Source organism: Acidithiobacillus marinus, from assembly GCF_002847505.1.
Classification (GTDB): domain Bacteria; phylum Pseudomonadota; class Gammaproteobacteria; order Acidithiobacillales; family Acidithiobacillaceae; genus Acidithiobacillus; species Acidithiobacillus marinus.
This window is the reverse complement of the sequence record NZ_MXAV01000051.1, coordinates 1-15,180: the sequence shown is the minus strand read 5'-3', so window position 1 is coordinate 15,180 and position 15,180 is coordinate 1. Positions and strand designations below refer to the sequence as shown.

The 15,180-nt window shown below is 51.5% G+C and carries 11 protein-coding genes; 8 read left to right on the top strand and 3 right to left on the bottom strand.

Translation table 11 applies throughout. From position 1 onward, the window contains the following. Positions 1-3: 3 nt before the first annotated feature. The 7 genes from B1757_RS13270 to B1757_RS13240 are packed head-to-tail and all read left to right on the top strand — an operon-like array spanning position 4 to position 9,886. Entirely contained in the window at positions 4-399 is a 396-nt protein-coding gene (locus tag B1757_RS13270; protein ID WP_101538774.1) for a hypothetical protein, read from the top strand. Continuing rightward, positions 396-2,975, top strand: coding sequence for a VirB4 family type IV secretion system protein (locus B1757_RS13265; RefSeq protein ID WP_143484279.1), 2,580 nt, complete (start codon positions 396-398; stop codon positions 2,973-2,975). The genes B1757_RS13270 and B1757_RS13265 overlap by 4 nt, the downstream gene beginning before the upstream one ends. A 15-nt stretch (positions 2,976-2,990) precedes the next feature. Continuing rightward, complete coding sequence (locus tag B1757_RS13260; RefSeq protein ID WP_101538772.1) at positions 2,991-4,235, top strand: hypothetical protein; 1,245 nt, start codon at positions 2,991-2,993, stop codon at positions 4,233-4,235. A gap of 47 nt (positions 4,236-4,282) precedes the next feature. Further along, the gene (locus tag B1757_RS13255) at positions 4,283-4,852 is read left to right on the top strand and encodes a hypothetical protein (RefSeq protein ID WP_101538771.1); all 570 of its coding nucleotides are present in this window, start codon (positions 4,283-4,285) and stop codon (positions 4,850-4,852) included. Next, the gene (locus tag B1757_RS13250) at positions 4,845-5,669 is read left to right on the top strand and encodes a thioredoxin domain-containing protein (protein ID WP_101538770.1); all 825 of its coding nucleotides are present in this window, start codon (positions 4,845-4,847) and stop codon (positions 5,667-5,669) included. Before B1757_RS13255 ends, B1757_RS13250 begins: the two co-directional genes overlap by 8 nt. Then, complete coding sequence (locus B1757_RS13245; protein ID WP_101538769.1) at positions 5,666-7,009, top strand: hypothetical protein; 1,344 nt, start codon at positions 5,666-5,668, stop codon at positions 7,007-7,009. The genes B1757_RS13250 and B1757_RS13245 overlap by 4 nt, the downstream gene beginning before the upstream one ends. A gap of 21 nt (positions 7,010-7,030) precedes the next feature. Further along, entirely contained in the window at positions 7,031-9,886 is a 2,856-nt protein-coding gene (locus tag B1757_RS13240) for a hypothetical protein (protein ID WP_143484278.1), read from the top strand. A gap of 78 nt (positions 9,887-9,964) precedes the next feature. On the opposite strand, the gene B1757_RS13235 is transcribed toward B1757_RS13240, so the two are convergent. From B1757_RS13235 to B1757_RS15530, 3 genes are read right to left on the bottom strand one after another with little or no spacing between them, the layout of a single operon-like run. Next, on the bottom strand, positions 9,965-11,989 hold the full coding sequence (locus B1757_RS13235) for an ATP-dependent helicase (protein ID WP_101538767.1): 2,025 nt from the start codon (positions 11,987-11,989) through the stop codon (positions 9,965-9,967). Then, complete coding sequence (locus tag B1757_RS13230) at positions 11,986-13,581, bottom strand: type IV secretory system conjugative DNA transfer family protein (RefSeq protein ID WP_101538766.1); 1,596 nt, start codon at positions 13,579-13,581, stop codon at positions 11,986-11,988. Before B1757_RS13230 ends, B1757_RS13235 begins: the two co-directional genes overlap by 4 nt. Continuing rightward, a complete protein-coding gene (locus B1757_RS15530; RefSeq protein WP_172437724.1) occupies positions 13,581-13,784 on the bottom strand; it encodes a hypothetical protein in 204 nt (67 codons plus the stop codon). The genes B1757_RS13230 and B1757_RS15530 overlap by 1 nt, the downstream gene beginning before the upstream one ends. A gap of 160 nt (positions 13,785-13,944) precedes the next feature. Here B1757_RS15530 and B1757_RS13225 point away from each other — a divergent pair, with 160 nt between their 5' ends. After that, positions 13,945-15,087 carry an AAA family ATPase gene (locus B1757_RS13225; RefSeq protein ID WP_172437723.1) on the top strand — a complete coding sequence of 381 codons (1,143 nt, stop codon included), beginning with the start codon at positions 13,945-13,947 and terminating at the stop codon, positions 15,085-15,087. The last annotated feature ends 93 nt before the right edge of the window (positions 15,088-15,180 follow it).

The window sequence follows — 15,180 nt, the reverse complement described above, 5'->3', positions numbered from 1 at the left end:
GACATGGCTATCAAGAATATGTGGAAGCTCATGGGATTTGTAGCGGCCGCATCGCTCCTGGCCGGATGCGCCACACCGGGCCATGTGGTTGTGAAAACCATGTCTATGCAACGCGCCTACCATGAAGCGCAAGGTGGCGGGTCAAATGTGGTCAAGCAACTGGCAAAATCTGCCGCATTCCAACACCCGCTTTACACCCCTCCTCCCGGGATAGGCATCGTCGAAGCCCCAAAAATTGCGATGGCCTATGTTTATCCATGGGTAGATGCGAATGACACCCTGCACATGGGCACCTGGGTTGGTATCCCTATCAGTGGATTCCAGTGGAAAACATCGGGAGGCATTCAGGCCATACCGAACGTGAACCAGTCGCAAACCAGCATATCGGGAGAAAAATGATGGGGCAAAGAATTTTTAACCAGGCCCGATATGATCAGATTGAGGATGATCTCGATCCGGGTCCCAAGGTCAAAGAGTATATTCCGCCGTATTTTGTACCAATAAGTTTTGGCAAGGCGGGCCAAATTCAGATCATGGAAGATGGGTCTTTCGGAATCATCTGGAAAATAGGGGTTCCTCCGGTCGAAACCATGGCCAATGGCGACGCGCTGGTTTCGGCCGCCGTATCCAAAGTCCTGGCGGCCATCCCCAGCGGATTCGCCGCGCAGATCATCCCTATGCGTACCAGCAATATCGCCAAATATATTGACGCCTATCTCAATACCGCTGGCAAAAACGAGGCGGCGAAACTTTTTGCGGAAGAAACCGCCCAAAGATGGCTGGACGCGCGTAAAGATGGCTTTTTCCCAGATAGCCCGGATATCAACTTCAAACCGGTAGATCAGGATATTGTGATCACCTTGAGAACCGAGCCTTATAAATGGGCCGGCAGCCTCAAACTGCTTGACTCTCTCATCGGGGCCGTCTCCCTGAAGCATATTGAAAAGAAGATCGATAAAAGGCTTTCCGACAAAATCAGGGCGTTTAACCGCACCTGCAGAACGATCGAGCGACAAATAACGGCGGTCGGTCTGGCATATCTGCGAGCAGATGCGAACGAATTGCTGGCGGTTATCCAGAAAATGTTTTTCCCTGATCGGGACCGGAGATCAAGAGCGCCTGTATATCGGCAGGGCGATGTTCTAGGCGATACCGTGGCATCACTAGGCCCCATAGGCATCAGCGACGGCGGCATCAAAACCGGCAACACCTATTTTCGCATGATCACCATGACGACACAGCCATCGGCCTATTATAGCGGGATGGTTTCTGAGCTGGTGAGCGAATTTGGTGACATCATGATCGTTGCCAACATCCACGTCCCCAACCAGGCGCTCGCGGTCGCTGGCCTGAAAGTGCAATCATTTATCGGCAGCCGGATGCAGACCGCCTTCAACAAAATCGAGTCGCAAGAGGCCGAGGAATCCATGCAGTTGGCGCAAACACGCGCTTATCGTGGCGAAAAAATGCTCTCCGTCATGTATGGGGTCATCGTCCAAGGGACCACGGAAGACGAAGCAGACGACATGGCAGACCGTGTTTGCGGTTTCTTAAGAGCCAGGAACATGGAGGCCAACGTCGAAACGACGATTGGGGCTAATACCATTCTGCATTCATACCCGCTGGCCCAGGATAAAAAAATCAACTTCTGGTTGGCGCGGCATAGGCGCTTATTATCCACGGATCTTGCGGACATTTTGCCACTCGGCGGAGCCTGGGAAGGCATCACCAAAAACCTCTTCGACAAGAACGACGCGCTCAGTGACAGCGACATCGAATCCATGCCGCCAGTCATGTATGCCAGCCGGTGGGGAAATCCCCTGTTTATCAATCCAGCGTTGGCAGAATCTAATCCCCATTTCTTGATAGCTGGTGGATCAGGCTCAGGGAAATCGTTTTTTGTGCATGACTACATCAAACAGATGTGGCGGCTAAATAACGTGCGCGCAACGCTCATCAGCATCAAGCCGGACTACAAGAAACTTGCCAATCTACTGGGGAAGTATGTCGAAATCGATCTCGACAACCCTGTAAGTATCAATCCTTTTGGAGGAAAACCCACAAAAGCGAACCAGGCGTTTTGGACAACGGCACTCATACAAGCAATCACCCAAGGAAAAAACACCAATGAAGTAGATAAAATCGATGAAGAGCTCCTGTCCTCATCGGCTTTACAGGCTTCGCAAGAAAACTACGATGAAGCAACCGACACGATTATTCGTGAGACGCTTCTCAAAGATATCCTGACTGTTTTACGCACAAAAGGCCAAAAGGGCGAGTTACTAGCCCAAAAGATGCGGGCTTACGAAACGGGGCAGTTTTCTAAGCTCGTAGATTCACCGAGAGAAATCAAAGATGACGACCGCTTCATATTTTTCAATCTCGCCAAACTTTCAGGGATGCAGTGCCAAGGATTTGTAGTCTTGTCCTTGTTCCATTTTATCAACGACATCATGTACGACCCAAAGCTGGTTGGCGTCAAGAAACTGATTGGCATTGATGAAATCTGGAGTCTGCTTAAAGATGGTTACTCCGCCGACTTCCTTGATACATCATTCCGGGCGTACCGATCTTTAGGCGGCCAGGCTTTTGCTATCAGTCAACGAATGGCTGATTACGATTCCCCGGTCGGGCAGGTCATCCTCGCAAACACCGCTACCAAGTTTGTCTTGCCGCAAAGTGAAAGCGAGATGGAAAAACTCGGCAACTATATTCCTGTGAGTAAAAACGACCTCGCGCTAATCCGCTCACTGCAGCTAAGGAAGCGGTATTATGGTGAATTTTATGTCAGCATGGAAGGCATGCCATCCACAGTTGGTCGCGTGGTTCCAGACCCGCTTTCCTATGCGCTATCTTCGACAGAGCCAACGGACACTGCGATTTATAATAAATTACTTCTCGAAGAGAACAATGACAACATGAGCGCGCTGAAACGCTTCGTAAGAGAGTATCCTTATGGCATTAAAGCAGCTTAACAAAGAGGGTATTTAATGAACAAGAAACTTCTGGATATGTTAGGCAACAAAGGTCTTGGGCACCAAAATAAGGACCGGAAAGAGCCGACTGTCAATGATCCGCTTATCGACGAAGCGCTGGATGAACAGGGCGCACAAGAAAGCCATCCTGATATTTCCAGCGGCCATAACGAGGAAGCTTCGCAGAGTGCAGACGATGAAGGGGATATGGCAATAACCACATCCGTTCCGCCATCTGACGAATTGGCGGATGCAGGGTCCTACGACGAGGCGCCCTCGACCTCTGCGGACCTTGACGACGACACGGATGATTTCGACGTCCAGGTATCGCCACCAAGCAAGTATGCGAGCCATAACCCAAACGCCAAAAAGAAGAAGATCATCGCTTTTTCTGTGGCGTCAGCCATCATTCTGGGGATAGCTGCTTTTGGTTACGAGCAGATGAAAAATGAGCACGCGGCAGAGGCGCAAATAAACAAGGTGAGAGCCGAGCAGCCACACGTTCTCTCCGGTAAAATTACCAACCAAGAATTACCGGCAAGCAAAGTCGCGTCAACGAACCCCGCGACTGAGGCCGCCGCGTCCCTCAGCCCGCAGTCCGTACAACAACAAATGCAACCACATGCTCACACAGCTTCCACAACGGTCCCTATCATCCATATTCCAAAGCAAAAAACATCCCATCCTGTGGCGCAGGCATCGGAGACGCCACCGCCGTCATCACCGAGAGGCGGGGAGAGTGCTTATTTGCGGTGGGCAGATAGCCAAATTCACCAGGGTGGAGCCCCTAAAGAACCGGTTATTCCCAGTTCCGCGCTGAGCGACACCCCGCCGAGCGGACCCGGCCTCACAGGAAGCGCATCACCTTACAGCGCCCCAAATCCAGGGTACTCCGCACCATCAGCACCTTACACTCCTATGCCGGAGTATCACCGCCCCGCGTTCGGATTAGCTATCCCGGGCACCCAACAACCGCAAAAGACGGCAAACATCGGGGAGCCAGCCTTGCCGACAACGCAAGGAATTCGAGCGACAGTCACCCAAAAGACGCCACCGCCATACGAGGTCATCAGAACCCTCAAGAGGGGCGGTGAGAGCTATGCCTACGTCATCAAAAATGGCGCTATCAGCACAGGGCACTGGGTTTCATTCGGCCATCGATTTGCATCCGGTTGGATTGTCGGGAAGGTCAGCAATACCCGCCATACTGTTACTTTTAGCGCACCCCAGGGGTACGCCGTAACGGTGGGTGCGCGATGAACACAAGGGCTCTACTCGCAATGGGCATTGTTTTTTGCGCATTCTCAATGTCGGCGTTTTCCGAAACATTCCACGGCACTATCACCGATGGAGAACCATGCGCCAAAGCCGATTTGTTACGGTCAGATCACGGCAATTATGAACTCTTGCCGAGACAGACTAAGCATATCCATGGACGGGTTTCCATCACGGGGGTGGTGTATCCAAAAGCCAGCATCTGCAAGATTTATCCTTTTCTAAGAATCGAAAAAATAGCCTCATCAACCGTAGCCACCCAAAACCCCAGCATGATGCCCCGCAGATCCGCAGGCCAGGATCAACATATTGCCAAAATCCTGATCTACACCACAAAAAGCAATGCCGGGAAAGCCATGGCTACGGCGGTAAAAATCAAAAACCAGCACCCGGAAGCCCAAGTGATATTAAAGGTTTCCGGAGGATCTCTGGAGGCTATGGCAGAACTGGCCGTGGCGATGGCCAAAGAACATATCACCTACCCCAAAGGCCTCGACATCGCCCAAGGGGGCAACAATGAACCGGACTCCGGGGCGCAAGTCATATTCATCAGTGGCGCTACCAAAAATTATGCAGATGCGAACGAGATTCCGCGTGCATAAGTGGCAAAGCGTCGTGCTCGCAATCTCTTGTGCCGCTTTCGGGCAGAGCGCCATTGCGGGATCCTTTCTGACGCCGGGGCCAATCGGCCCGGCATGTGGATCATTCCTGACCCCAGGCAACATGATCGCCTGCCTCAAAAAACAAGAGGTTAAAAAGGCCGCAAAGAAAAAGATCAAACAACCCAAAAAGCCACCAGAAAATAGCTTGGAGAGCCGCGAGAAAGCCTTTTACAAAAATTACGGGAAACCCCCGAAAGCTGCGGCATCTGCCCTCTTAGACCCCACGCCAGAACATATCAAAGCCTGGGCTTTGCAGGCCATCCGCCAGCAAGAGAACGCCACGGAAGTCGCTGCAGCACTCACCAGAGAAGAAAAAAAGCTGATGGCACAAAAAACAAAAATTCCCCCGTTACTCGCCATGGAATCCAAAATTCCCAACTATTACGGCGATGGGATGAAAATTGTAATGTGGGGAGAACCGCCGAAGCTGTGCCCAGGGTGCGCTGCTGAGGAACAAGTGATACAGGCTATAGCGACCGAAAATCCCAATATCACCGTGTCAGAGGATTTGGTGGGGGCGGGTTCACTTCAGGCAGCTATCCGTTATGCAGCGAACAGCTGGTTTGATTTCAACGTCAATCCGAAAAATAAAAAAGAAGCCGAACTAGCGGGCATAAGAGAGGTCCCGTCACTTGTTATCACAGACACCGAATACCATCGCGGCATGGTCATTGACGGAACCGCGAATATGAAAACGATCAAAGATGCGATCATCGCACTAAGAAAGCGTGATATGAGTCTGAGGAATAAACCATGAGAAGAGAACGGAAGAGAAAGATACTTTGGCCCGTCTTCGCTGCTGCAGTGATTTTAACTGCCACCAGTGTTTCTCAAGCATCCGCGCTGTACAGCTCTGGCGATGGCGAAAACACGATGCAGTTTGGTGCGGCCATTGGGTCAGGATCCCTTTATTCCCCCAGCAGTTCGGCTACGGCCAACATCGGTTTTAATGGTAGCCTGGGCGTGAGCTGCTCGGGCATCAACCCCGAAGCTTTCATCAAATCTATCAACCCCAAAGCCATCATCAATAAATTCAAGAACACTCTGATTGGCGGCACACAATCGGCTTTAGAAAACTACTTGCTGGCTACAGCGTACTCTAATCCGACATTGGCCTCAGTAATGAACATGGAAAACAAAACACTGGATCTGAACTTTTCACAGTTCGCGAGCCAGTGTTCGATGCAGCAGGCCAAAGCCATGGGTGCCAACATGGGCGCTCGCAAAATGGCCCAGGCGCACAATGAGTGTTTTGAGCAACAAATCGCGAACGGCGTAGGTCCATCCCAGGCGTACACAAACTGTGTGAATAGCAGCAGCGCACTCAGCAGCATTGTCAGCAACAATCTTCCGGAAAGTTTCGGGAACCTTGGATTCCTCAAAAAATACACCGATATGAATGTCACTACGCGAATCGAAAGTCTGATGGGATTGCTCCAGGACACAAAAGTCGGTGACAACTCGAATGGCCAAGCATCTGTCGTCGTCAAGCCACCGCAAACCACCGTCTATGACATGAACAAAAACATGCAAACGCATGTGGCCTATGCGCTGAATGAAATCCTGGGCGGGACACCCTCATCCCAGATCCCTAATTGCACATCCTCAGCACTGAACAAGCCCGCAGCAGCGGACAGCGGGAGCGGCGCATGCCTACCCGCCCAAGCGAGAAATATCGTTAATTCATCGGGATTTTCTGCCGCACAAGAATTGCCACCACAAGCCCAAACACTTTATGTTTCCGCTTTGTCCGGACAAATCGCGATTGCCGACATCCGCGCTCAAATCATTAAACTTTATCAAGCTGTTGAAAAAACAACGCTCAAGCTGGATGCATCAAAATCATCCAGCTCGTCCAGTAGTTCCACCCCATCAGCAACCACAACAGACCTGCTCAACAAAAAGAAATCGCTCATGAAACAGATCGCGATGCTCCAGAACCAGGTGAACGCCATGCAGAATTACGAAAATGCGAAAACCAAGATCGCCCAGTCAGAAGTAGCCGCTGTGCAACTGAACGAAAGCCAGATTAAGAACATGAGAACAGACAATGGACCCAACCCCGTACAGAATGTAAACCCGAATGGAGTGCTATAAATGGAATCCGCACCAGTTCAAATGGTCATCAATATTTTTGCTGCAGTGGGATTTACCATTACCGGTTCGATCATTCGCGGCCTCATTGAATATGGCGGATGGCTGTTTTTCATACTCGCAGTCTTCGGGATTTTTCACACTATTTTTAACAATATAGAAGAACCGGATGCCCTTCTGCATGTGATTAAAAAATTTGCTTCAATAATGGTAGCTGTTGGGCTGTTTTATTTTCCGGTGCAAATTGCCATGAATGACGTGATTGCCGGTAGCACCGGAACAACCGTCAAGAAAGCGGTCGATGGAAACAGTATCCTTTCTTCGATGCACGACTTCTCAACGGGATCTCTCGGCCTTGTCAACGGCATCACCTACCTGGCCTATCAAATATCATCCGGGTTGCCGACGCTCGCCGCCAAAATCGCCGGAACCTCCGATACGGACTTGTGGCCTGGTGTCCAGTCAGCCATCGATACCGACCTCAGTTCTGCCATGCAATCCAATGACCCTCAAATTGCAGCCAATATCGCTCAATGGAAAAACGTATTGGCACCGGCAATCCTGAAGTCAGATCCAAAGCTGGCAACTGCCCTGCAAGCCAACCCGCAACTGGCCTATGTGTTTGCTAATCCCTACAGCACGAACAGCCAGACAGACCCCGATTACGGGAAGCTGGCCGCCAAGGTCAAATCACTATTAAAGTCAGACCCCCCGAATCCCAGCTGGCCAGAACTCGTAGCACAACAGCAAACGCAACTGGCCGGTGTTGCCGACAAGCTAGGATCGGTTGTGCCATTTACGGCGGGCACATCTAGCAGCTCGAAAAGCAGCACCCCAACCTATGTCAACGTCAAGCTGTTCAGCAAGAAATACTGGAAACTCAATCAGGACATTTCCACCTACGATAAAGTGCACAACACAGTAACGCCAGTGACGTCCTGGACTTCAGAAGCCTATGCGTGGTTACCTAATTTGATCTTCAAGCAGATCGATTCAAAAAAAGACTACAAAGAAATGAGAAGGACAGAGGAAGGAACACCTACGCAGGCCATTGCATCCGATCTGGCCGTGGACGTGGAAGATTACTTCGGGGGGAAAAAGACAAACGACCCGACCCAGAAGTTCACATCATTAAGCGACTTATACCAGAATCTTGGCCGCAGCGTGCTGGTCGCTTCTGTTGCCGGCTATGCGCGCAACCCGAAAAATGTGGCCGCGATGCAAGCTATGTGCGCCACGCATGGCGACGAAGCTTGTGCGCAGACCCTGCAGATGTTCGCCAACCAAATCAGGCGGCCAAAAGACGTTGTTGGGCATACGCCGGGCGTATCTTCTTGGCTCGGGAAAACACTGGCAGACTTGGGAAGCTTCACGATCACGGGATTGATAGAGGTCGTTGTTTATTCCATTGGCACATTGTTCAATACCGCCGCCCCATACATCATCGGCCTTTCCATGACGGCTGCCATCCTGGTCAGCGTTATCGGTCCTTTCTGGATGCTGATAGCGGGACGTTTTATGCATGCCATGGAATGGATGGCATTGCCGGTCATTCTGGTGAATCTCTGGGATGCCCTTTACATCATTTGGCTGATCGTTTGTGATGGGCTGGATGGCATTATCCCGCATCTGGCCAACAACGTGAACAATTACGGCTCGTCTAGCATGATGTCCCCGAATATTGGCATTGTTTCCAACCCCGCGCTCATGAATCACATCGTCAACATATTTGAAGCGATGGGTTTTTTGGCGATACCAACCATCGCCTATATGCTGCTGTTCGGCAAAGCGGGCGATGGCATGAGAAACAATTTCGGCAGCAGCATGGCTAGAGCTACCGGCGCAGCGGCAACAATGGCTGCCATGGTCGCAATGAGAGCGGGAAGAAAGGGCGGTAAAAGCTCTGGAAAAACACCTGGAAAGACGACTGCCCCAGGTGGCAACACTCCGGGCACCGGTGGCGGACTAACGCCATCTAATCCGGTAAAGGGCGGCGGAGTTTCTGCTTCTGCCCCTAAAGCAACTGGAGGGGTACCAAGCGCCCCTAACAACACCAAGCAAAACATCGGCGCTGGCGGCGGCCAGTCATCAGCAAAAACAGCTTCAGGATCTACAGCGGCAACCGATGGAGCCGGGGATGGGTCTAACAGCGGTACCAATACGCAAAGTTCCGGGGCAGGGAGATCTCAAAGCCCCAGCCAATCGTCTCAACAAAGCAAAACATCTGCCGTCGGGCAAGGGAATAATGTCAACGCTTCCGGTTCGGAACCTGCACGCCAAGGTAACGGCCCATCGGTAGGTCGCCAGGGCAGTGGCCCGGGAGGTTCAGGCCCAGGAGGTTCTGGACCGGGGGCAGTGCGTCAAAGCAACGGCCCATCGGCAGGTCGTCAGGGCAATGGCCCGGGAGGTTCAGGCCCAGGAGGTTCAGGACCGGGACCAGCACGCCAGGGCAACGGCCCATCGGCAGGTCGTCAGGGCAATGGCCCGGGAGGTTCAGGCCCAGGAGGTTCAGGACCGGGACCAGCACGCCAGGGCAACGGCCCATCGGCAGGTCGTCAGGGCAACGGCCCGGGAGGTTCAGGCCCAGGAGGTTCAGGACCGGGGGCAATGCGTCAAGGCAACGGCCCATCGGCAGGTCGTCAGGGCAATGGCCCGGGAGGTTCAGGCCCAGGCCCAGCACGCCAGGGCAACGGTCCATCAGCCAGCCGCCAAGGCTCCGGCCCGGCTTTAAACAGAGGATCAAATCAGGCCAGAACAAGGCAAGGGCCACAAAATTCCAATAATCAGGCGGCTGCTCAGAGTAAGACGGCCCCCACTGGTGGGTACAACCAGAGTGCACCAACATCATTGAGATCCATGCCTCCCAAAAAATCTCGATGATATGAGCAGGGCCACTTCGCAAACATAGAGCCCAAAGCGCCGAACATCGCTGTTGATGTTCGGCGCGATTTGGGTTGATCAGCGTAGGCATTCCCCAATGTACCGCACGATACTCTTGCTCCGAGAAGTCTGAATGGCGGAAAAAAACAAATGAGTTTTTGCACGCGTCATGCCGACGTAAAAAAGCCTGCGCTCTTCTTCGATGCTTGAAACCAAATCCATGCCGTCTTGCGGGTCTGTGGCGTTACAGCGCAGCAACCACACATAATCAAATTCCATACCTTTCGCGGAGTGGAGCGTGCCAATGTAAAGTTGGCGACTATCACTGTTCGTGGTGCTGGGTTCGCCACCGAGTATTCTGGCCGCCGATCGCACCCTTTCCTGAATGGATCCATCCACTTTATGTCCAACAAAAGAAAAGAAAAAATTCAGCTCGTTCAGTTTTTTACCCTTGTCGGATTGGTACAGACAAACATCGCTCAGCAGTGCGCTTAAACCATTCTGAATCTCTTGAATCATATCTCGGGTTAAACATTTGCCGCGCGTCAAAACAAGGTCACGCCAATCGGCAATCGCTTCACGAAAGGCCCTCAGCTTGGTCGCATCATCCACTGTATCGAGGCCTGCATATAATTCTGAGTCGAAGAGAAAGTCAAAAGGATCTGCACACGCCCCGCAAGCTCCCATCACTTTAATGACCTGACTTATACTTGCCGGCGTGATTTGATAGAGCGATAGAGCCATCCCGACATTCTTCTTGTTTGGCAACTCAAACCCCATGGAAATCAATGCGAGTGCTTCAGAAATGTGCGGCTTATCAAGGAACACACCGGCCCCGGAACGCTGGTAAGGAATACCTATTTGCCGCGCCCTGGCCTCCAGCATACCGAGAGAGAAATTCGTCCTGGCCAGAATCGCACCAACCCCGCCCTCGAACTGCATCAGTCCAGCCACATAATCCACGGCCGCAGAGGCCTCCTGATACGCCGCACCACCCACATCAGCCGCCGCGCTTTCGGCATCATCTTGCGGATCAGTATCATTATCAGGGTCTCCGCAAGATTCTTCATCAGTCACCATATCTCCAGAATCAATGGTATAAAATCCACTCAGGTCTTGAGACATCCGCGCTTCCTGGAGCAAACCATTACGTTTATACACTCGAAATTCGATCACCCCTGGATTGGAGCTGACGCCAGATTTAACATCTTTATCGAGTCGCTGTGCGTTTCGGCCGATCATATTAGTAGCTGCTTTCATAATTAATGGGGCAGTACGATAAGTCGTCGTTACGTTGTAACGGTTATGCGGGAAGGATTCCATGAAATCGACCATGCTTTTATAACCAATAGAACCACGAAATGCGTAGATCGATTGATCGTCATCACCAACGATAGTGACCATAACCCCATGTCGGGCATGTATTTTGATCCACTCATGCTGCGTTTCATCAGTGTCCTGGTATTCATCGACGATAAGAAACCGCCGATCCATGGGCTTTGCCAATCCCATCTGCAGAGCTTCCACGCTATCCTTGAGCATGCTGTCATAGTCTGTCAGATTCAGTTCCTTGAGGGACTCCAGATAACTAACAACTGCCGCATAAGCTATAACAGTTTCACTATTTCCGTCTGGCGGCTTATCCGGGAGGGGGTACCGGCTCCTTATCAGGTTAAAAGCAGTGAAGCATCTGGCCCTCTGGTTATTGTCAAGGCGCGCTCCATGCGCCTCATCAAGGGATTTGTGAATCATGGAAAGGGCTTCTCCGGGCCTTAATCGCTTTCGTTTTTTCCATTTACTCACTTTCGATACAATCTCGCCCATGGCGACGTGTAATGTAGAAATATGCACGGCAGCGGCTTCGTGGACACCAATGGCGGCGCCCAACCTTTCCCGCATTTCTTGGGCAGCATTGCGCGTGAACGTCAGCATGGCTACCTTTTCCGGGCCGTACTTCTCGGAAAGATAAGCAGCCTTGGCAACCATCGTTGTAGTCTTTCCAGAGCCAGGCCCGGCAACCATTACCGTATGCCCCTCATCCAGAGCCGCAGGAAGTTGAGACTCGCTCAAGCGGGCTAGAATCGACTGGGTTTTAGACTTCATGCAGACACAGATACCGCCTTCTCAAGCGAGAAAGCAGCATCATACATTTCGCGCATATCCAACCCCTTTATATAGGGCGTCCGGATTCGCTCCAGACTGAAAGGAGGGATGCCGTTAGGCAAAATAACTTCAGGGAATCGGACTTTCATGATGTGCTTGCCATGAGCGATAATGGCCTGGCCAATTTCCAGATCCCGGAACTCGGTTGGTCGCACCCGATAGTCATACTGCTCTTTCAGGGTCATGCTGTCGGTAGCGGATTCGGATATATTGTGAAATATGTCGAAATCGAGGTTCTTGTTCCCTTTCGCGTGACTGACGCCACTCGCCTGCATCTTAAGATTTTGCAAAGCATCTGCACAAAAGTCGGCGGCGTACTCCATGGATTCCGGGTCACCTAGAGGCAAAAACGTCTTGATATCGGTATTCGCAAAAATCTTTGATCGGAAGGTTTCTCCGAGCGGCTCTTCAACCAGATTGGCAGATGCCTGAAAAAACATGGTGGCGCCGATTCTGGATCCGCGCATCATTTCCAGTGGCGTAGTAATCTGCCGGCTGGCATAAGAACCAAATTCGTCGAATAGCCAGCGATAGGGAATGTCCAGCTTATCAGCATCCCGGCGGCGGTACATCTGAGCTATCACCGAGCGCAGGTCAGAAAAAAGAATCTTTGCAAAGGACTTGGCTGTTTCACTTTTTTCCAACTCGGGAGTCATGAAGAACATGATGTGGGACTCATCATGACCCCGCAGAAGGTCTACTTCGGCCGAGTAAGGATTGAGCACTTCGCCCATATCCCCAATCCCGTAGGGATACAACCGATTGGCAACACCACCAATCTGCTGCCGCATACGCGCGAGATCTATGGTCAGAACGCCCTCTTTGTTCATGGAGCGATAGCTATCGAGGTGCATGGTATAAAGAGTGGCAGCCTCACTCACCCCCCGGGACTTAACCCGTTCTTCGAGCCACGACATGGCGTTGGGGTTGTTCAGCAATATGTACAAGTCCAACGCATTGAACGACAAACCCAGGTGTTTAATGGCGCCAATGGTTGCCTGCAGCGCAGAGTGCGCCATTTCCTTGAAGTGCTCTGCGGAAGGATTCCCTCCGGTTTCCACCGTTCCGGTGACCCGCGATGCGCAAACATCTGGTCCTCCGCGATTCCAGGGACTATAGGTATTCGACTCCTTGGCGTTATCTATATTTACACAACGGAAATCGAGCGAGCGGCCATAGGCGTCACACATGGCCATCGTCATGTCCCGAAACTCGTAGTCGCTTTTACTCTCGATAACGCCAACGCCACCCCCACGCCGGATCTGGCCCAGGGCTTTATTCACCAGATAAACCGTTTTGCCGGCACCGGACTTACCCATCGCGAGTTCATGCCGGACGGATCCCTGGTCATCTACAAAAAGGGGATCACCATAACGGACATCGTATTCACCATACAGATCACTGCCGAGCACCCGACGCTCAAAAAAGTCCTCTAAATATCGCTTGATGGCCGCCCTTTTCTTGGGTTGGAGAATGCCTGCAGTCTGGTTATTTACGGTGTCGCGCGCCACATCTTGAACAGTTGTACCCATCAGAGATCCTCTTCGATGACACCCACAAAGGTCTGCTTGGGGATCCCGTACTCCTCGTGCTTGTGCCGGCCCACTTTCAGACGCATGCGTTGCTGATATGGATGCCGGTGAGGGATCAGATTGATAAGCACAAATCGTAGTCTTTCGCGGTTAAATACTATGGCTACACCCAGCGCGAACTGCACGATTAAGGCCAAAATCATGAACCACCATACAGGATACCAAGGAAAAGAAAGGAGGATGATCATAAAAATAAAGGCAGAAGCCCTTACTCTATCCACTATTTTACCCCCAAAAACCAGAGCAATAACGTGTATAATACCATTCATAAGGGTGCATCGCACCACTCAAACATGGAGAAAAATGATGGAAACATCAGAAACAGAGATTACGAGCATCGCGCAAACCAGCACCCCGCTCTTTGGTCAGAAGCAGGCCATACAAAGAATCGACAGAGCCATCAAGAGAGCCAGAAGTGGGCTGTTGGGCCGGCGCGGCAAACCTTTCATGAGCATGCTGCTCCTGGGGCCATCAGGCGTGGGGAAAACGGAATCTGCGAAAGCGATTGCCGAAATGGTTTATGGCGACCGCACCCACATTGCCCGCTTCAACGCCAATGAGTGTGTAGGGGAGGGCGGCCAGTTCAAGGCGTTTGGTCCCCCACGCGGTTATCAGGGGTCGGACAAAGGCGGGCTTCTAACGCAACAAGTCAAAGCAATGGGTGGGCAGTGCGTGATTCTGATCGATGAAATTGAAAAAGGATCCCAGGAGTTATTCGATGGCATGATGACCGCGCTGGATGAGGGCTACATGGAAGACGCTTCGTTCGGTGAACGGATCGATATTACCGACGCCATTGTCGTCATGACCTCAAACATCCTGGCGGGGGAAAACCTGGATACGATGGAGGATGACGACCTCCGCGAACGGATTGCTTCCAGCACGATTCAGAATCATCGAACGGGCGCAAACAACGCCCCGTTCAGAACAGAGTTTGTGGGCAGAATCCAGGAGGTCATCCACTTCAGCGCGCTGGATGATGTAGATATTGCGGCCATTATCACACACAAGTATCGCTCGGATACGGCCGTAAAAATTGCCATGGAATACCGGATTCTGGTTGTGGATATTAGCCCTGTGGCTTTGGGGTTTCTTACGGAGAAAGTGGGCCAAACTAAATTCGGTGTGCGCTATGTGGATACGGTGATTAGCCGCTTTATCGTGGACGAGATCATTGACAACGAAAACCTACCTACAGAAAAGTCACACACCTTTATCTGGGACATGACAGATAAAGGCCGGTTGTTTGTAAAAGATATGGACGAGAATGGCTATGCTGATCTTGCAGCTTCCAGAGAAGAGGATGAGGCCGTAACCATAGAAAAAATGAAGGCCCTTAGAATCACGCTCGCAAGAAAAGCCATCGATGAACTGCGCATAAGAAGGGCAGCCACAAAGCAACATAATAGAAACGTGATTGTTGACCATAAAATGATCGTGAATTAGGAGATTACTGATGGATGGGATAGCCATTGTTCCTCTGGCTGGATTCGTTATTCTGACGATACTGTTTATCATATCCAGTGGATTCCGCGAAGG

What these genes read in the sequence shown, in the direction of transcription:
- B1757_RS13270 (WP_101538774.1), top strand. Translation starts at nt 4, where the DNA reads ATGGCTATCAAGAATATGTGGAAGCTCATGGGATTTGTAGCGGCCGCA.
- B1757_RS13265 (WP_143484279.1), top strand. Translation starts at nt 396, where the DNA reads ATGATGGGGCAAAGAATTTTTAACCAGGCCCGATATGATCAGATTGAG.
- B1757_RS13260 (WP_101538772.1), top strand. Translation starts at nt 2,991, where the DNA reads ATGAACAAGAAACTTCTGGATATGTTAGGCAACAAAGGTCTTGGGCAC.
- B1757_RS13255 (WP_101538771.1), top strand. Translation starts at nt 4,283, where the DNA reads ATGTCGGCGTTTTCCGAAACATTCCACGGCACTATCACCGATGGAGAA.
- B1757_RS13245 (WP_101538769.1), top strand. Translation starts at nt 5,666, where the DNA reads ATGAGAAGAGAACGGAAGAGAAAGATACTTTGGCCCGTCTTCGCTGCT.
- B1757_RS13240 (WP_143484278.1), top strand. Translation starts at nt 7,031, where the DNA reads ATGGTCATCAATATTTTTGCTGCAGTGGGATTTACCATTACCGGTTCG.
- B1757_RS13235 (WP_101538767.1), bottom strand. Translation starts at nt 11,989, where the DNA reads ATGAAGTCTAAAACCCAGTCGATTCTAGCCCGCTTGAGCGAGTCTCAA.
- B1757_RS13230 (WP_101538766.1), bottom strand. Translation starts at nt 13,581, where the DNA reads ATGGGTACAACTGTTCAAGATGTGGCGCGCGACACCGTAAATAACCAG.
- B1757_RS15530 (WP_172437724.1), bottom strand. Translation starts at nt 13,784, where the DNA reads ATGATTTTGGCCTTAATCGTGCAGTTCGCGCTGGGTGTAGCCATAGTA.
- B1757_RS13225 (WP_172437723.1), top strand. Translation starts at nt 13,945, where the DNA reads ATGATGGAAACATCAGAAACAGAGATTACGAGCATCGCGCAAACCAGC.